The organism is Enterobacter cloacae complex sp. SHL018, assembly GCF_049237905.1.
Classification (GTDB): domain Bacteria; phylum Pseudomonadota; class Gammaproteobacteria; order Enterobacterales; family Enterobacteriaceae; genus Enterobacter; species Enterobacter hormaechei_C.
Genome location: NZ_JBMKJE010000005.1, coordinates 255,192 through 272,131 on the forward strand (window position 1 = coordinate 255,192; position 16,940 = coordinate 272,131).

General features: G+C 57.3%; 15 protein-coding genes and 4 tRNA genes. 13 read left to right on the top strand and 6 right to left on the bottom strand.

Translation table 11 applies throughout. From position 1 onward, the window contains the following. Nucleotides 1–21: 21 nt before the first annotated feature. The 4 genes from ACOTY5_RS18825 (at nucleotide 22) to ACOTY5_RS18840 (ending at nucleotide 470) form a co-directional block, all read left to right on the top strand. Nucleotides 22–98, top strand: a tRNA-Arg gene (locus ACOTY5_RS18825). Between the two features lie 67 nt (nucleotides 99–165). Next, a tRNA-His gene (locus tag ACOTY5_RS18830) sits at nucleotides 166–241 on the top strand. 21 nt (nucleotides 242–262) lie between these two features. Beyond that, nucleotides 263–349 (top strand) — tRNA-Leu (locus ACOTY5_RS18835). A gap of 44 nt (nucleotides 350–393) precedes the next feature. Further along, nucleotides 394–470: transfer RNA gene (locus ACOTY5_RS18840), tRNA-Pro, on the top strand. Between the two features lie 537 nt (nucleotides 471–1,007). Here the strand turns inward: ACOTY5_RS18840 and hemY are convergent. The 4 genes from hemY to hemC are packed head-to-tail and all read right to left on the bottom strand — an operon-like array spanning nucleotide 1,008 to nucleotide 5,102. Further along, nucleotides 1,008–2,207 carry a protoheme IX biogenesis protein HemY gene (hemY, locus tag ACOTY5_RS18845; protein ID WP_026080629.1) on the bottom strand — a complete coding sequence of 400 codons (1,200 nt, stop codon included), beginning with the start codon at nucleotides 2,205–2,207 and terminating at the stop codon, nucleotides 1,008–1,010. 2 nt (nucleotides 2,208–2,209) lie between these two features. After that, nucleotides 2,210–3,403, bottom strand: coding sequence for a uroporphyrinogen-III C-methyltransferase (gene hemX, locus ACOTY5_RS18850; protein ID WP_015570012.1), 1,194 nt, complete (start codon nucleotides 3,401–3,403; stop codon nucleotides 2,210–2,212). Between the two features lie 20 nt (nucleotides 3,404–3,423). Then, nucleotides 3,424–4,164, bottom strand: coding sequence for a uroporphyrinogen-III synthase (gene hemD / locus ACOTY5_RS18855; protein WP_017383593.1), 741 nt, complete (start codon nucleotides 4,162–4,164; stop codon nucleotides 3,424–3,426). Continuing rightward, nucleotides 4,161–5,102, bottom strand: a complete 942-nt coding sequence (gene hemC / locus ACOTY5_RS18860) for a hydroxymethylbilane synthase (RefSeq protein WP_023305227.1) — start codon at nucleotides 5,100–5,102, stop codon at nucleotides 4,161–4,163. Before hemC ends, hemD begins: the two co-directional genes overlap by 4 nt. A gap of 350 nt (nucleotides 5,103–5,452) precedes the next feature. On the opposite strand from hemC, the gene cyaA reads away from it, so the two are divergent. Continuing rightward, nucleotides 5,453–7,996 carry a class I adenylate cyclase gene (gene cyaA, locus ACOTY5_RS18865; protein WP_017383591.1) on the top strand — a complete coding sequence of 848 codons (2,544 nt, stop codon included), beginning with the start codon at nucleotides 5,453–5,455 and terminating at the stop codon, nucleotides 7,994–7,996. Nucleotides 7,997–8,180: 184 nt separating this feature from the next. Here cyaA and cyaY read toward each other — a convergent pair whose 3' ends face one another. Further along, a complete protein-coding gene (gene cyaY, locus ACOTY5_RS18870) occupies nucleotides 8,181–8,501 on the bottom strand; it encodes an iron donor protein CyaY (protein WP_006812374.1) in 321 nt (106 codons plus the stop codon). Nucleotides 8,502–8,636: 135 nt separating this feature from the next. Between cyaY and lptM the strand changes: the two genes are divergently transcribed. From lptM to corA, 8 genes are all read left to right on the top strand, one after another. Further along, complete coding sequence (gene lptM, locus ACOTY5_RS18875; RefSeq protein ID WP_003860815.1) at nucleotides 8,637–8,840, top strand: LPS translocon maturation chaperone LptM; 204 nt, start codon at nucleotides 8,637–8,639, stop codon at nucleotides 8,838–8,840. Nucleotides 8,841–8,875: 35 nt separating this feature from the next. After that, entirely contained in the window at nucleotides 8,876–9,700 is an 825-nt protein-coding gene (dapF, locus tag ACOTY5_RS18880) for a diaminopimelate epimerase (RefSeq protein WP_017383590.1), read from the top strand. Then, nucleotides 9,697–10,404, top strand: a complete 708-nt coding sequence (locus ACOTY5_RS18885) for a DUF484 domain-containing protein (protein WP_045142448.1) — start codon at nucleotides 9,697–9,699, stop codon at nucleotides 10,402–10,404. Before dapF ends, ACOTY5_RS18885 begins: the two co-directional genes overlap by 4 nt. Beyond that, nucleotides 10,401–11,303 carry a tyrosine recombinase XerC gene (xerC, locus tag ACOTY5_RS18890; protein WP_045142449.1) on the top strand — a complete coding sequence of 301 codons (903 nt, stop codon included), beginning with the start codon at nucleotides 10,401–10,403 and terminating at the stop codon, nucleotides 11,301–11,303. The genes ACOTY5_RS18885 and xerC overlap by 4 nt, the downstream gene beginning before the upstream one ends. After that, entirely contained in the window at nucleotides 11,303–12,019 is a 717-nt protein-coding gene (gene yigB, locus ACOTY5_RS18895; RefSeq protein WP_017383587.1) for a 5-amino-6-(5-phospho-D-ribitylamino)uracil phosphatase YigB, read from the top strand. The genes xerC and yigB overlap by 1 nt, the downstream gene beginning before the upstream one ends. Nucleotides 12,020–12,098: 79 nt before the next feature. After that, a complete protein-coding gene (gene uvrD / locus ACOTY5_RS18900; RefSeq protein WP_017383586.1) occupies nucleotides 12,099–14,261 on the top strand; it encodes a DNA helicase II in 2,163 nt (720 codons plus the stop codon). 149 nt (nucleotides 14,262–14,410) lie between these two features. Then, the gene (gene ysgD, locus ACOTY5_RS18905; protein WP_212743980.1) at nucleotides 14,411–14,467 is read left to right on the top strand and encodes a YsgD/CorL family protein; all 57 of its coding nucleotides are present in this window, start codon (nucleotides 14,411–14,413) and stop codon (nucleotides 14,465–14,467) included. Between the two features lie 150 nt (nucleotides 14,468–14,617). Further along, nucleotides 14,618–15,568: a magnesium/cobalt transporter CorA gene (gene corA, locus ACOTY5_RS18910; RefSeq protein ID WP_003860807.1), complete on the top strand. Its 951-nt coding sequence runs from the start codon at nucleotides 14,618–14,620 to the stop codon at nucleotides 15,566–15,568. A 428-nt stretch (nucleotides 15,569–15,996) separates the two neighbouring features. Here the strand turns inward: corA and rarD are convergent, their stop codons facing one another. Beyond that, complete coding sequence (gene rarD, locus ACOTY5_RS18915; RefSeq protein WP_017694744.1) at nucleotides 15,997–16,893, bottom strand: EamA family transporter RarD; 897 nt, start codon at nucleotides 16,891–16,893, stop codon at nucleotides 15,997–15,999. Nucleotides 16,894–16,940: the final 47 nt, after the last annotated feature.

Below are 16,940 nucleotides of genomic sequence, written 5' to 3' on the forward strand. Positions count from 1 at the left end.
CCAGCCCCGCAACGGCGCTAAGCGCCCGTAGCTCAGCTGGATAGAGCGCTGCCCTCCGGAGGCAGAGGTCTCAGGTTCGAATCCTGTCGGGCGCGCCATTTTAGTCCCGGCGCTAGAGCTGCGGTGGTCTGAGAAGTAGTCAGAACCGCGTGAAAGAATACAGTGGTGGCTATAGCTCAGTTGGTAGAGCCCTGGATTGTGATTCCAGTTGTCGTGGGTTCGAATCCCATTAGCCACCCCATTATTGAAAGAGTTGTGAATTGCGAAGGTGGCGGAATTGGTAGACGCGCTAGCTTCAGGTGTTAGTGTTCTTACGGACGTGGGGGTTCAAGTCCCCCCCCTCGCACCACGACTTTTAATGAGTTGAACTAAAAATTCAAAAAAGCAGTACATCGGCGAGTAGCGCAGCTTGGTAGCGCAACTGGTTTGGGACCAGTGGGTCGGAGGTTCGAATCCTCTCTCGCCGACCAATTTTGAACCCCGCTTCGGCGGGGTTTTTTGTTTTCTGCGTTTTTTATCCTGTAGCCTTTCCCCGACAACACGCTATATCCTTGTCGCGATTCAGCGACATATAACCCGTTAATATTTAAGAATTTATTATTTTACCTCTTAACCTGTCTCCTGGTGACGACATATCGCCGCCTTCAGCGCGATGTTGTATGGCTTCAGGCGGTTCTTAACAGCATAATTTCCTTTTATCTTAAAATGTTGCGCGATGTAAAAGTTCTGCGTGTAAACCTGGCACATTACATGCAATAATATGCGTGTAGATGCTCATTCCATCTCTTATGTTCGCCTTAAGGCCTCATAAACTCAGGAATGACGCAGAGCCGTTTACGGTGCTTATCGTCCACTGACAGATGTCGCTTCGGCCTCATCAGACACCATGGACACAACGTTGAGTGAAGCACCAAATATGTTGTCTTACAGACCTGTTTTAACGCCTGCTTTTATAGCAGGCGTTTTTTTATGGGCGTAAAAAAGGAGGCCATCTGGCCTCCTGTTAATTACTGCTGCGTTCCGTTATTTTGCAACGTCAATAACAGCCCATCACGGCGCATAGCTGCGGCCTCTTCCGGCTTATGCTGCTTGTCCAGCGAATCAGCAAGCCAGGCGTAATCAAATGCGTCCGGACGTTGCTTCAGCGCGGCGCGGAAGGCGAGACTCGCCTCCTGCCACTCGCCGTGTTTCATCAGAGACTGGCCCAGCGTACTCCACAGCAGCGGACGATCGCCCACGGTTTTGATCTGCTGGCGCAGTGCTTTTTCAATTTGTTCCGGATTGTTGGTTTTCAGACGCGGGATGACCATCACCAGGCGGTCATCATACTGTCGCTTGAGACCGTCGAGGAGGATCTCCTGCGCGGTGTCATGGTCGTCACACTCAATCAGATGTTCTGCCATCGCCACCTGAAGAGGAACCTGCTGGCGCGTTTTGCGGCTCTGGTTTTTCCACCAGGTTTTCAGGCCGTCGCTGCCGAGATCGGCGCGCGCCTGATCCATCAGGCCAATCCAGGCCAGACGCTGAAGTTCATCACGATGTTCATCATCGCCCACGTCGGCTTTCGCCATGGAAGGGATAATGTCCAGCAGCGAGCCCCAGGCACCGGTCCGAATATATGCCTGCTCAGCCAGACGCAGCACTTCCGGGTGACGAGGGGTAATTTCCAGCAGACGGTCAACGCCGTGACGGGCGGCATGGTTTTCATTGCGCGCCAGTTGCAGACGAACGCGGGTGATCTCAACCGGAATCGGATCTTTAGTAGAGAGCTCAGACGCGCGTTCAAGATGCTGATTGGCGCGGGCCTCATCGCCTCGCTGTTGCGCCGCCTCAGCGGCCAGCAGATAGTTAACAACCGGCTGTTCTGCATGGTCGGCATTTTTCGACATCAGCTTTTCAACCTGCTGATAGTCGCCTTCGGCCAGCTTCAGCAACGCTTGCTCGGTCTGCTTGCGGGCGCGACGGCGCTTACGGCCAACGAACCAGCCGCGCGTATGTACGCCGGTACGGAAAATACGACGCAGGAGCCACTCCACTGCCAGCAGAACGACCACACCCAGGATCAGAATAATTACCAGCCCTGTTACGCTGGTTTCGATATTGTAGTTATCGGTCTGGATCAATACATAACCCTGGTGACCCGCGAGCATCGGCCCCAGTACAATCCCGGCGATCAGCAGGATGAAGAGTAAGAAGACTTTTAGCATCATTACTCTCCTTGCGGCGCGCTTTCAGGCGCTGGCGCGGCGGCAGGTGCTTCAGCCGGACGCTCTGCCGGAACGCCCGGCTGGGCCAGCAGGTTACGCACGCGCGTCTGCATGAGCTTCTCCAGAATCGGCTGGCTTTCCAGCTTGTCCGGCACGTTCATGGTGATGTTTTGCTGGCTCAGCTTGTCGATATCCTCAAGGAACGCGGTCGTGGTTGCGTCATTGGTATCGTAGTAAGCACGTACCCAGGTTGAAACGTTATCCAGCGCCTGTTTGTAGGTCTCTTCCTGGTGACGCGGTACGGCCTGGGCAGCCACCAGCAGGCGGGAGCGGATGTTTTCACGCAGATAGACGTCCTGGTTCGGCGCCAGCAGCGGCACGGCAGTTTCATCACGGCGGCGAATGGTAATAAAGCTGTCCATAAAGTTCTGCCAGCTCTTTTGCAGGTTGATACGCCATTCGCTCAGGGAGCTGGACAGCTCGGTGCCGTCAGAATCCATCGGGGAGTCATCGTCGTTGTTATCGGCCAACTGAAGGTTATCAATCTGGTTGGAGAGCTGATTTACCTTAAGGATGATACCATCGTAATCGACCTGAGAAACCGCGGACAGGCTGGCGATATCTTCCGTAATAGCGCGGCGAGCGTTGATGAGGCTCGGATCGTTCATGTCCGCCAGGCTTGCGTCGGCGCTTTTCAGCAGCGCGGCGGCGGTGGTGACATCCTGATCGCTCCAGAGCTTGCGCCCGGCCAGTTTCACCAGAAAATCGGCCTGTGAAAGTAGCCAGGTTTTGGCATCGGTTCCCGAAATTGTGGCGACTTTTTCCTGCACTTCGCTCAGCTGTTTGGTCAACTCTTCACGTTTGCTGTTCGCGTCGGCGAGGGCGGCAGCCTGCTGTTTGATCACGCCTTCCAGCTCAGCTTTTTGCGTCTCCTGCGCTTTCTGTAGGGCAGTGATTTGGTTAACCAGCGCGTCGCTGGTGGCCGTCTGGTTGGTGCCTTGTTTCTTCACCAGTCCGTAGAGTCCCACGCCTGCGGCCAGCGCAATCGCGATGGCAATCACGCTCAGCGTGAGGCTGGTTTTGTTGCTGCCGTTTTTCTTCTCAACGGTTGTGTCTGTCGTCTCTGGCTGTGACGTGGTGTCCACAGTCTCCCTGGTCTCTTCAACCACGGCGGAGGATTTTTCGTGTTCCGTCATTATGGCTTCCCATTTGAGAGTTATTGTAATGCGCGCAGCAGCGCATCGTTGTCGGCGTTTTCAGCGATCCGAATATCCTGCCAGCCCAGTTCCCGGGCGTGGTTCGCCAGACGCTCACTGACGACCAGAAGCCGACAGCGGAGTAACCAGTTTTCGCGATACCAAAGCGGAATCAGCGACCAAAGCTGTTGTAACATTTCACCGCTGGTGACCACCAGCGTATTAATACCGCGGGCGTGCCAGCGCATTGCTTCTTCCGCGCCATCATAGTGTTTCGCACAGCGCTGATAGCACTCCACAAACGTCACGTCTGCGCCGCGTTCGCGCAGCGTTTCGCCCAGCAGTTCGCGGCCACCGTTGCCGCGCAAAATGAGCGCGCGCTTTCCGGCAATGGTTTGTAATTCAGGTAATTGTAGCAAGACTTCGCTGATTTCCCGATCTAACGGGTAACGAACATCGATTCCGCTCGCGGTATGTAAGGCCAGCGCCGTGGTGCGCCCGATGGCGAAATAGCGGGGGGCGTGAGGCCAGCTAACGGCATGCTGTTGCAGCTGCGCATGGGCAAACTCCACGGCATGCTGCGACAGCGCAAAGAGCAGATCGCCTTCCTGCAAGAGACGCATCTGGTCAGCGAGCTCAGGCAGCTCGCGACCGGGGGAGAATTCAATCAGCGGAAAACTCCAGGCCACCTGCCCCAGTGCGCGCAGACGGCTCACTAACTGCTCTCCTGCGGGAGAAGGGCGGGTGACAAGTATGCTCATGCAGGGGGCTCTCCGTTATAGACCTCAGCCAGAATTTCACGCGCGCCGTTATTCAGCAGCTCTTCCGCCAGCGATACGCCAAGTGCCTCGGCATCTTGCGGCTTGCCGCGACGTTCACCGCGAACCATCTGTGAGCCGTCCGGCGCGCCAACCAGCGCACGCAGCCACAGCTCACCGTCAGTTAATTCAGCATAGCTGCCAATTGGCACCTGACAGCCTCCTTCGAGGCGAGTATTCATCGCGCGCTCGGCTTTTACGCGAACGGCGGTATCGTCATGATTCAGCGGCGCGAGCAGTGCCTGAGTGCGCGCATCATCCAGACGACACTCAATGCCAACGGCACCCTGGCCGACGGCGGGCAGCGACAGCTCCGGCGGCAACGCGACGCGAATGCGTTCTTCCAGCCCCAGGCGTTTCAGGCCCGCAACCGCAAGAATAATGGCATCGTAGTCGCCGTTATCCAGCTTGCCAAGGCGTGTGCCGACGTTCCCGCGCAGCGAACGGATCACCAGATCCGGGCGACGTTCAGCCAGCTGACACTGGCGGCGTAAACTTGACGTGCCGACCACGCTGCCTGCTGGCAACGCATCGAGCGAGTCATAGCGATTAGAGACAAACGCATCGCGCGGATCCTCGCGCTCGCAGATGGTCACCAGCCCCAGCCCTTCCGGGAACTCAACGGGCACATCCTTCATCGAATGCACGGCGATATCGGCGCGGTTCTCAAGCAATGCCAGCTCCAGCTCTTTGACAAACAGACCTTTTCCGCCCACTTTGGCCAGCGGCGTATCCAGAATGACATCGCCACGTGTGACCATTGGCACCAGCTCAACGCGTAACCCGGTGTGGCAGGCTTCAAGGCGCTGCTTAACATAATGTGCCTGCCAGAGTGCAAGAGGACTTTGGCGTGTGGCAATTCTCAAAACATTGTCTAACATGCTTGTTACCGTCATTATCAATCGCTAACCATCCTAACATTGTTGACACTCGGATGGCAGTTTTACGGTTGATGAAGAGTGAGAGGGACAGGGCGGCGTACTCGTCAGCCATCGCCGTATTCAGGAATTTACACGTCAAGAACGGTGCTACACTTGTATGTAGCGCATCTTTCTTTACGGTCAACCGGCAAGGTGTTAAATTGATCACGTTTTAGACCATTTTTTCGTCTGTACCACCAGAAAAGCAAAAGGCGAAAAAAGGGTAACGGTTATTTTTTGAAATACTGCGGGTCCGCTGCTTTTTGTGTTCTGACTGGCGTGCGACACCCGGAAACATCAGGCGATACGTCTTGTACCTCTATATTGAGACTCTGAAACAGAGACTGGATGCCATCAATCAATTGCGTGTGGATCGCGCGCTTGCTGCCATGGGCCCTGCTTTCCAGCAGGTATACAGTCTACTGCCAACATTGTTGCACTATCACCATCCGCTGATGCCGGGTTACCTTGATGGTAACGTTCCCCAGGGCATTTGCCTCTTCACGCCTGATGAAACCCAACAGCATTACCTGACTGAACTTGAACTCTACCGTGGTATGCCGCCGCAGGATTCGCCGAAAGGCGAGCTGCCGATTACCGGGGTTTACTCCATGGGCAGCACGTCATCGGTTGGGCAAAGCTGCTCTTCTGACCTGGATATCTGGGTCTGCCATCAGTCCTGGCTCGACAATGAAGAGCGCCAGCTGTTGCAGCGTAAATGCAGCCTGCTGGAGAGCTGGGCGGCGTCGCTCGGCGTGGAAGTGAGCTTCTTCCTGATTGATGAAAACCGTTTCCGCCATAACGAAAGCGGCAGTCTGGGTGGTGAAGACTGCGGCTCGACTCAGCACATCCTGTTGCTGGATGAGTTTTACCGTACTGCCGTTCGCCTGGCCGGGAAACGTATTCTGTGGAATATGGTGCCGTGCGATGAAGAAGAGAATTATGACGACTACGTCATGTCGCTTTACTCGCAGGGCGTTCTGACGCCAAACGAGTGGCTGGATCTGGGCGGCCTGAGCTCCCTGTCCGCCGAAGAGTACTTTGGCGCAAGCCTCTGGCAGCTTTATAAGAGCATTGATTCACCGTACAAAGCGGTGCTGAAAACCCTGCTGCTGGAAGCCTACTCCTGGGAATACCCCACGCCGCGCCTGCTGGCGAAAGATATTAAACAGCGTCTGCACGACGGGGAGATCGTCTCCTACGGGCTTGATGCCTACTGCATGATGCTGGAGCGCGTCACCGAATACCTGACAGCCATTGAGGACGCCACGCGTCTTGACCTGGTGCGTCGATGTTTCTATCTCAAAGTCTGTGAAAAACTGAGCCGCGAACGCGCCTGCGTGGGCTGGCGTCGTGAAGTCGTCAGCCAGTTAGTCAAAGAGTGGGGATGGGACGAAGAGCGTCTCGCCATGCTCGACAACCGCGCCAACTGGAAGATCGATCAGGTGCGTGAGGCGCACAACGAACTGCTTGATGCGATGATGCAGAGCTACCGCAACCTGATCCGCTTTGCCCGCCGTAACAACCTTAGTGTTTCTGCCAGCCCACAGGATATCGGGGTGCTGACCCGCAAACTGTACGCCGCGTTTGAAGCGTTGCCGGGCAAGGTAACGCTGGTTAACCCACAGATTTCGCCTGACCTGTCTGAACCGAATCTGACCTTTATCTACGTACCGCCGGGCCGCGCGAACCGCACCGGGTGGTATCTGTACAACCGTGCGCCAAGCATGGATTCGATCATCAGCCATCAGCCGCTGGAGTATAACCGCTACCTGAACAAGCTGGTGGCCTGGGCCTGGTTTAACGGCCTTCTCACCTCACGCACCCGGTTGTTTATCAAAGGCAACGAGGTGGTCGATTTAGCCAAGTTGCAGGAGATGGTGGCGGATGTCTCGCACCACTTCCCGCTGCGTCTGCCTGCGCCGACGCCAAAAGCGCTCTACAGCCCGTGTGAGATTCGCCATCTGGCGATCATCGTCAACCTGGAATACGACCCGACGGCGGCCTTCCGCAATCAGGTGGTTCACTTTGACTTCCGCAAGCTGGACGTCTTTAGCTTTGGCGAGCAGCAAAACTGCCTGGTGGGCAGCGTGGATCTGCTGTACCGCAACTCGTGGAACGAAGTGCGTACCCTGCACTTTAACGGCGAGCAGGCGATGATCGAGGCGCTGAAAACGATCCTCGGCAAGATGCACCAGGACGCCGCGCCGCCGGACAGCGTGGAGGTGTTCTGCTACAGCCAGCACCTGCGCGGCCTGATTCGTACCCGCGTTCAGCAACTGGTGTCTGAGTGCATAGAACTGCGTCTCTCCAGCACCCGACAGGAAACCGGGCGCTTTAAAGCGCTGCGCGTCTCCGGCCAGACCTGGGGGCTGTTCTTTGAGCGCCTGAACGTGTCGGTGCAGAAGCTGGAGAACGCCATTGAATTCTACGGCGCGATTTCACACAACAAACTGCATGGCCTGTCGGTTCAGGTGGAAACCAACCACGTTAAGCTGCCGCAGGTGGTGGATGGCTTTGCGAGTGAAGGGATTATTCAGTTCTTCTTCGAAGAGTCGGGCGATAACGCCGGGTTTAACATCTACATTCTGGATGAAACCAACCGTGCCGAGGTGTATCACCACTGTGAAGGCAGCAAAGAGGAGCTGGTGCGCGACGTCAGCCGCTTCTATTCGTCCTCGCACGATCGCTTTACCTACGGCTCAAGCTTTATCAACTTCAACCTGCCGCAGTTCTACCAGATTGTGAATGTGGATGGGCGAGCGCAGGTGATCCCGTTCCGTACGCAGGCGATTACCCCTGCGGCGCCCGCTAACCAGGAAACTGCGCCGCTGTTGCAGCAGTATTTTTCCTGAGGCTTTTCGCCGGGTGGCGCTATCGCTTACCCGGCCTACGTTTGAGCCGCTGTTGCCGGGTGGCGCTATCGCTTACCCGGCCTACGGTTTGAGCCGCTGTTGCCGGGTGGCGCTGACGCTTACCCGGCCTACGGTTCGAGCCGTTGTAGGCCCGGTAAGGCGTAGCCGCCACCGGGCAACGCAACTACCTGAAACTCACTGCCTCGCCTGCCTGCGCCGTCGCCGCCTGCTCCAGCAGATCCCAGAACGTTTCGCCGCTGCGATCGCAGACCCACTCGTCACCTTTCAGATCAAAGTGATAGCCGCCCTGTTTCGCCGCCAGCCACACCTGGTGAAGCGGCTCCTGACGGTTAATAATAATCTTGCTGCCGTTTTCGAAGCTTAAGGTCAGGATCCCGCCGTTGATTTCACAATCGATATCGCTGTCGCCGTCCCAGTCGTCGATACGCTCTTCGATGGTCATCCACAGGGTATCGGCAAGGCGATGAAATTCACTGTCGTTCATGGTTTTATTCCTGTTTTTCGTGATGGCGGCAGTATAACGCTAAATAATTCCCGTTGCAGGAAAGCGGCAAACTCTTGCTTTTGTGTCTTCTCCTGCGATGATAGAAACAGATTTGAACTTACGGGCAACCTCTACATGAAAAACGTCTTCCGAACGCTTGTCGTTCTTGTCACTCTGTTTAGCCTGACCGGCTGTGGACTGAAGGGACCACTGTACTTCCCGCCAGAGGATAAAAACGCACCACCGCCGACAAAACCGGTGCAAAGTGGTATCGAGTCATCTACGCCGGATACCAACGATCGCGGCAATAACGGCGGCCCGACTCAGGTCAATCTCTGACAATTACGTTCTGTACCCGCGCAATGGAGCAAATGATGCAGTTCTCTAAAATGCATGGCCTTGGCAACGACTTTATGGTCGTCGACGCGGTAACGCAGAATGTCTTTTTCTCCCCGGAATTGATCCGTCGCCTGGCGGATCGACACGTGGGCGTGGGGTTTGACCAGCTGCTGGTGGTGGAGCCGCCTTACGATCCTGACCTGGATTTTCACTACCGCATTTTTAACGCCGACGGCAGCGAAGTTTCCCAGTGCGGCAACGGCGCGCGCTGTTTTGCCCGCTTTGTTCGGCTGAAAGGGCTGACCAACAAGCGCGATATACGCGTCAGCACCGCCAACGGCCGGATGGTGCTCAGCGTCACCGACGACGAACTGGTGCGCGTGAACATGGGCGAGCCGAACTTCGACCCCTCTGCCGTGCCGTTTCGCGCCAACAAAGCGGAAAAGACCTATATTATGCGTGCCGCCGAGCAGACAGTATTGTGCGGCGTCGTCTCAATGGGTAACCCGCACTGCGTGATTCAGGTGGATGATGTGCAAACCGCGGCGGTTGAAACGCTCGGCCCGGTGCTGGAAAGCCACGAGCGCTTCCCGGAGCGGGCGAACATCGGTTTCATGCAGGTGGTGAAGCGTGAACACATTCGCCTGCGGGTTTACGAGCGCGGCGCGGGCGAAACCCAGGCCTGCGGAAGCGGTGCCTGTGCGGCGGTGGCCGTCGGTATCTCACAGGGGTTACTGGCAGAAGAGGTTCGCGTGGAATTACCGGGCGGACGTCTTGATATCGCCTGGAAAGGAGCGGGTCATCCACTGTACATGACTGGCCCGGCGACACATGTTTATGACGGGTTTATCCATCTATGAAGCAACCAGGGGAAGAACTGCGGGAACCTGTAACGGAGCTGGACGACAGCGCTGTTGTGGATTACCTGCTGCACAATCCTGAGTTTTTTATCCGCAATGCACGCGTCGTCGAACGGATGCGCGTGCCGCATCCGGTTCGCGAGACCGTGTCGCTGGTTGAATGGCACATGGCGCGCTCGCGCAACCACATCAATCAGCTCGAAGAGAACATGACGCTGCTGATGGAGCAGGCCAGCAATAACGAAAGCCTGTTCTACCGTCTACTGCACCTTCAGGCGCGTCTGGCTTCCGCGCACAGTCTCGAAGTGTTCCTCAACCGCTTCCACCGCTGGGCGCGCGAGCTGGGGCTGGCAGGCGCGACGATCCGTCTCTTCCCTGACCGCTGGCGCATTGGCGCGCCGTCCGGGTTTACCCATCTGGCGCTGAGCCGTCAGGCGTTTGAGCCGCTGCGCATTCAGCGTCTGGGCCATGAGCACCACTATCTGGGGCCGCTTAACGGGCCAGAACTGCTGGTGGTGCTGCCGGAAGCCAAAGCTATCGGCTCGGTGGCGATGTCGCTGATGGGGCGCGATGGTGACCTGGGCGTGATGTTATTTACCAGCCGCGACGCGCATCATTATGAACAGGGGCAGGGCACGCAACTGTTGCAGGAGATCGCCCTGATGCTGCCTGAGCTGCTGGAGCGCTGGATTGAGCGCGTATGACGCACGGATTGCTCGCCACTGACGTCAACCGCTTTCTGCGCTATCTGGGCGTAGAACGCCAGCTCAGCCCTATTACGCTGCTCAACTATCAGCGTCAGCTTGATGCCATCATGCAGCTTGCCGATGAAATCGGCCTGAAAAGCTGGCAACAATGTGACGCCGCCACGGTACGCGGGTTCGTCGTGCGTAGCCGTAAAAAAAATCTCAGCCCGGCGAGCCTGGCGCTCCGGCTCTCTGCCCTGCGCAGTTTCTTCGACTGGCTGGTCAGTCAGGGCGGTCTGAAAGCCAACCCGGCAAAAGGGATCGCCAAGCCGAAAGCCCCGCGTCATCTGCCGAAAAATATCGACGTCGACGACGTAAACCGCCTGCTGGATATCGATCTTAACGATCCGCTGGCCGTGCGCGACCGCGCGATGCTGGAGGTGATGTACGGCGCGGGCCTGCGTCTCTCTGAGCTGGTGAACCTCGACTTAAAGCACCTCGATCTGGAGTCCGGCGAGGTGTGGGTAATGGGCAAGGGCAGCAAAGAGCGCCGCCTGCCGATCGGCCGCAATGCGGTCTCCTGGATTGAGCACTGGCTGGACCTTCGCGGGCTGTTTGGCGCCGACGAAGATGCGCTGTTCCTGTCGAAACTCGGCAAGCGGATCTCGGCGCGTAACGTGCAGAAGCGCTTTGCGGAGTGGGGCATTAAGCAGGGGCTGAACAGCCACGTTCACCCCCACAAGCTGCGCCACTCCTTTGCGACGCACATGCTGGAATCAAGCGGCGACCTGCGCGGCGTACAGGAGCTGCTTGGTCACGCGAATCTGTCGACCACCCAAATCTATACCCACTTAGACTTCCAACACCTTGCCTCGGTGTATGACGCGGCGCATCCACGCGCCAAACGGGGGAAATAATGCGTTTTTACCGCCCACTCGGTCAGATATCAGCCCTGACGTTTGACCTTGATGACACTCTTTACGATAACCGCCCGGTGATCCTGCGTACCGAGCAGGAGTCGCTGGCGTTTGTGCAGAACTACCATCCTGCGCTGAAAGCGATGCAGAACAAAGACTTCCAGCAGCTGCGTCAGTCCCTGCGGGAAACCGAACCGGAGATTTACCACGACGTGACCGAATGGCGCCGCCGTGCGGTTGAGCAGGCGATGCTCAACGCCGGCCTGAGCGCGCAGGATGCGGCCACGGGGGCCGAAGCGGCCATGGAAAACTTCGCCAAATGGCGCAGTCGGATCGACGTGCCGCAGGAGACCCACGACACGCTGGCGAAGCTCGCCGAAAAGTGGCCGCTGGTGGCCATCACCAACGGCAACGCTCAGCCTGAACTGTTTGGTCTGGGGAACTATTTTCAGTTCGTGCTGCGCGCGGGCCCGCACGGACGCTCGAAGCCGTTCAACGATATGTATCATCTGGCAGCGGAAAAACTGGATTTGCCGCTCGGTGAGATCCTGCACGTGGGCGACGACCTGACCACGGACGTCGCCGGGGCGATCCGCTGCGGCATGCAGGCCTGCTGGATCAAGCCGGAAAATGCCGATCTGATGACTACCCCGGATAGCCGTCTTCTGCCGCACGTGGAAATTTCACGGTTGGCATCCCTCACGACGCTGATATAATCATCAATTGTTCTGTATAAATTAACAGGGTTTTGGCGAATGGAAACATTTGCCTGCCCGACATGACGTGACGGTGCCAATGGACGTTTCTTACCTGCTCGACAGCCTTAATGATAAACAGCGTGACGCGGTTGCCGCCTCGCGTACAAACCTGCTGGTACTGGCTGGAGCGGGCAGTGGTAAGACGCGCGTGCTGGTTCACCGTATCGCCTGGCTACAGAGCGTGGAGAACTGCTCGCCGTACTCGATTATGGCCGTGACGTTCACCAACAAGGCGGCGGCGGAGATGCGCCACCGTATCGCGCAGCTGATGGGCACCAGCCAGGGCGGCATGTGGGTTGGCACCTTCCACGGCCTGGCGCACCGTCTGCTGCGCGCGCACCATATGGACGCTAACCTGCCGCAGGATTTCCAGATCCTCGACAGCGAAGATCAGCTGCGCTTGCTGAAACGCCTGATCAAGGCGATGAACCTCGATGAGAAGCAGTGGCCGCCGCGTCAGGCGATGTGGTACATCAACGGTCAGAAAGACGAAGGGCTGCGTCCGCATCATATTCAGAGCTTCGGTAACCCGGTCGAGCAGACCTGGCAGAACGTCTACAAGGCCTATCAGGAAGCGTGCGATCGCGCCGGTCTGGTGGATTTCGCCGAGCTGCTGCTGCGCGCCCACGAGCTGTGGCTGAACAAACCGCATATCCTGCAACACTACCGTGAACGCTTTACCAACATCCTGGTGGACGAATTCCAGGATACCAACAACATCCAGTACGCCTGGATCCGCCTGCTGGCCGGGGATACCGGCAAGGTGATGATCGTAGGCGATGACGATCAGTCTATCTACGGCTGGCGCGGCGCGCAGGTGGAGAACATCCAGCGCTTCCTCAACGATTTCCCCGGCGCGCAAACCATCCGTCTGGAGCAGAACTACCGTTCTACCAGCAACATTCTGAGCGCGGCCAACGCCCTGATTGAGAACAACAACGGGCGCCTGGGTAAAAAGCTGTGGACCGATGGCGTCGACGGCGAACCGATTTCGATTTACTGCGCCTTCAACGAGCTCGACGAAGCCCGCTTCGTGGTGAACCGCATTAAAACCTGGCAGGAGAACGGCGGCGCGCTGGAGCAGTGTGCCATTCTCTATCGCAGCAACGCCCAGTCGCGCGTGCTGGAAGAGGCGCTGTTGCAGGTGAGCATGCCGTACCGCATTTATGGCGGTATGCGCTTCTTCGAACGTCAGGAGATCAAAGATGCGCTCTCGTATTTGCGTCTGATTGCCAACCGTAACGACGATGCGGCGTTTGAGCGCGTGGTGAACACGCCGACGCGCGGCATCGGCGATCGTACGCTGGACGTGGTGCGTCAGGCCTCGCGCGATCGTCAGCTCACGTTGTGGCAGGCGTGCCGCGAGCTGTTACAGGAAAAAGCCCTTGCCGGGCGCGCCGCCAGCGCATTGCAGCGCTTCCTGGAGTTAATCGACGCGCTGGCGCAGGAAACGGCCGACATGCCGCTGCACGTCCAGACCGACCGGGTGATCAAAGATTCCGGCTTGCGCACCATGTACGAGCAGGAAAAAGGCGAGAAGGGCCAGACCCGTATTGAGAACTTAGAGGAACTGGTGACGGCAACGCGCCAGTTCAGCTACAACGAAGAAGACGAAGACCTGATGCCGTTGCAGGCATTCCTCTCTCACGCCGCGCTGGAGGCGGGTGAAGGGCAGGCCGATACCTGGCAGGATGCGGTTCAGCTGATGACCCTGCACTCCGCAAAAGGTCTGGAGTTCCCGCAGGTGTTCATCGTCGGGATGGAAGAGGGGATGTTCCCGAGCCAGATGTCGCTGGATGAAGGCGGGCGTCTGGAAGAGGAGCGTCGTCTGGCCTACGTGGGCGTGACCCGTGCGATGCAGAAACTGACCCTGACCTACGCGGAAACCCGCCGCCTGTACGGGAAAGAGGTGTATCACCGTCCGTCGCGCTTTATCGGCGAACTGCCGGAAGAGTGTGTGGAAGAGGTGCGCCTGCGCGCCAGCATCAGCCGTCCGGTCAGCCATCAGCGTATGGGCTCGCCGATCTCTGAAACCGACACCGGTTACAAGCTGGGCCAGCGCGTGCGCCACTCGAAGTTTGGCGAAGGCACCATCGTCAACCTGGAAGGCAGCGGCGAGCACAGCCGTTTGCAGGTAGCGTTCCAGGGGCAGGGGATCAAATGGCTGGTGGCAGCCTATGCCAAGCTGGAAAGTGTGTAACTTTCAGAAAAATATCACTATTTTGTAATAATCTGCTAGCCTTATACGTTGAAGGTCAATTAATGCCCTTCAGCGTTCCGTTGCGTGTTGACGCCACAGTTATTGCTGGCGTAACATGCGCGCACGATTACGCTAAGAGGACATTCGCCTTGGACACACCCAGTAGATACTGGCTCAATTCCCTGTCATCCAGGAACAACTCCTAAGGCTATCTCCTCTTGCTGATGGCCTTAGTGGTTGTCAGCGACTGCATCATTCCCGTCGCGCTGAGTCAGGCTGTTTAATGGTCTGAAACCCAATTTGTTTCTGTGTGCCCACCGAACTGTCCGATATTTTTTGCATTGGGAGTCCCGGTCATGTTGAGCGCATTTCAACTCGAAAATAACCGACTGACTCGGCTTGAAGCCGAAGAGTCACAGCCCCTCATTGATGCCGTATGGGTGGATCTGGTCGAGCCGGACGACGATGAGCGCCTTCGCGTACAATCTGAACTGGGGCAAAGCCTGGCGACACGCCCGGAACTGGAAGACATCGAAGCATCCGCCCGTTTTTTTGAAGACGAAGACGGCCTGCACATTCACTCCTTCTTCTTTTTCGAAGATGCCGAAGACCACGCGGGGAACTCCACCGTGGCGTTTACCATCCGCGATGGCCGCCTGTTCACCCTGCGCGAGCGCGAACTGCCTGCGTTTCGTCTCTACCGTATGCGTGCCCGCAGCCAGGCGATGATGGACGGCAACGCTTATGAGCTGCTGCTGGATCTGTTCGAAACCAAAATCGAACAGCTGGCGGATGAAATCGAAAACATCTACAGCGACCTGGAAAAGCTGAGCCGCGTGATCATGGAAGGCCATCAGGGCGATGAGTACGACGAAGCGTTGTCCACGCTGGCTGAGCTGGAAGATATCGGCTGGAAGGTGCGTTTGTGTCTGATGGATACCCAGCGCGCGCTGAACTTCCTGGTGCGCAAGGCGCGTCTGCCGGGCGGTCAGTTGGAGCAGGCGCGTGAGATCTTACGCGATATCGAATCCCTGCTGCCGCACAACGAATCCCTGTTCCAGAAGGTCAACTTCCTGATGCAGGCGGCGATGGGCTTTATCAACATCGAGCAGAACCGCATCATCAAGATCTTCTCGGTGGTGTCCGTGGTGTTCCTGCCGCCGACGCTGGTGGCGTCCAGCTACGGGATGAACTTCGAGTTTATGCCGGAGCTGAAGTGGAGCTTTGGCTACCCGGGGGCGATTATCTTTATGATCCTCGCCGGGCTGGCGCCGTATCTGTACTTCAAGCGGAAGAACTGGCTGTAAAAATCTGGCGGGTGGCGCTGCGCTTACCCGCCCTACGATCGAATTCCCTCTCCCTGTGGGAGAGGGTTCCCCACAAAATAATGCCTGCACAGACGGCCCCCTCTCCCTTGAGGGAGAGGGCTGGGGTGAGGGGGAACATACGGCTCTGGTGGTCATTCCGTTCACTTTATGTTCCTTGCTACTCTGTCACGACATGACCGGTGAACGTGCCAGGGTGGCTCAGTCGCCACCACCCTGGCGACCCGGGCTTCCGGCGGAAAATCGCCGCTTCGCGGTGCCTTCGGCTTATTCCTTCCGGCTTATCGGGGACGGGCGGAGGTAACATCCCTGTAAAGCCCTCAGTTATTCTGAGGCAACGTTATCGCTTTTGCTTTCAAATTACTGGGGAACCCTCTCCCCTGTGGGAGAGGGTTAGGGTGAGGGCAACATCACAGCCCTTTGCGCACCCTGCGCTGGGTATAAATCGCATCCGCAACAAAGATGGCCAGCGCCACCCAGATAAAGGCGAACGTCACCATCTTATCCGCACCCGGCACCTCGCCGTAAAACACCACCGCCAGCAGGAACATCAGCGTGGGGCCAATGTACTGGAAGAAGCCCAGCGTGGAGAGGCGCAGACGCGTTGCCGCGCCGGTAAAGCACAGCAGGGGGATCGTTGTGACCACGCCTGCGGCCATCAGCATCAGGTTCAGCGACCATGGGTTGCTGCCCATGTGGCTGGTGGCGCTGTCGGCAATACCGAACAGGTAGATCGCGGCGACAGGCAGCAGCCACAGGGTTTCAAATAGCATTCCCGTCTGCGCTTCCACGGCAATTTTTTTACGCACCAGGCCGTAGAAGGCAAAGCTGAACGCCAGCCCCAGGGCGATAACCGGCAGTGAGCCGAAGGTCCACAGCTGTACCAGCACGCCGCAGAAGGCCAGAATCACCGCCACCCACTGCATCCGGCGAAAGCGCTCACCAAGGAAAATCATCCCCAGCAAAATATTGACCAGCGGGTTAATAAAGTAGCCCAGGCTGGCTTCGAGCATGTGATGGTTATTCACCGCCCAGATAAACAGCAGCCAGTTTCCGCCAATCAGCACCGCAGAGAGAGCGAGCAGGAAGACCTTCTTCGGGGTTTTCAGCAGCGTTTTGACGCCTGACCACTGACGGCTGATACTCATCAGCGCAATCATGAAGAAAAAGGACCAGATGACGCGGTGAGTGAGGATCTCGTCCGCCGGGACATAGGCGATAAGTTTGAAGTACGCCGGTGCGATACCCCAAATAAAATAAGCGGCAAGGGCGAGTAAAACGCCCTGCCGCGTCTGTTTAGCATCCATCGGGAAAATCCGTTACAAAAAAGTGAAGTAATTTTACCCGAATTTGC

Coding starts and splice junctions, on each gene's coding strand:
- hemY (WP_026080629.1), bottom strand. CDS start 2,207: ATGCTAAAAGTCTTCTTACTCTTCATCCTGCTGATCGCCGGGATTGTA.
- hemX (WP_015570012.1), bottom strand. CDS start 3,403: ATGACGGAACACGAAAAATCCTCCGCCGTGGTTGAAGAGACCAGGGAG.
- hemD (WP_017383593.1), bottom strand. CDS start 4,164: ATGAGCATACTTGTCACCCGCCCTTCTCCCGCAGGAGAGCAGTTAGTG.
- hemC (WP_023305227.1), bottom strand. CDS start 5,102: ATGTTAGACAATGTTTTGAGAATTGCCACACGCCAAAGTCCTCTTGCA.
- cyaY (WP_006812374.1), bottom strand. CDS start 8,501: ATGAACGACAGTGAATTTCATCGCCTTGCCGATACCCTGTGGATGACC.
- lptM (WP_003860815.1), top strand. CDS start 8,637: ATGAAAAACGTCTTCCGAACGCTTGTCGTTCTTGTCACTCTGTTTAGC.
- dapF (WP_017383590.1), top strand. CDS start 8,876: ATGCAGTTCTCTAAAATGCATGGCCTTGGCAACGACTTTATGGTCGTC.
- ACOTY5_RS18885 (WP_045142448.1), top strand. CDS start 9,697: ATGAAGCAACCAGGGGAAGAACTGCGGGAACCTGTAACGGAGCTGGAC.
- xerC (WP_045142449.1), top strand. CDS start 10,401: ATGACGCACGGATTGCTCGCCACTGACGTCAACCGCTTTCTGCGCTAT.
- yigB (WP_017383587.1), top strand. CDS start 11,303: ATGCGTTTTTACCGCCCACTCGGTCAGATATCAGCCCTGACGTTTGAC.
- uvrD (WP_017383586.1), top strand. CDS start 12,099: ATGGACGTTTCTTACCTGCTCGACAGCCTTAATGATAAACAGCGTGAC.
- corA (WP_003860807.1), top strand. CDS start 14,618: ATGTTGAGCGCATTTCAACTCGAAAATAACCGACTGACTCGGCTTGAA.
- rarD (WP_017694744.1), bottom strand. CDS start 16,893: ATGGATGCTAAACAGACGCGGCAGGGCGTTTTACTCGCCCTTGCCGCT.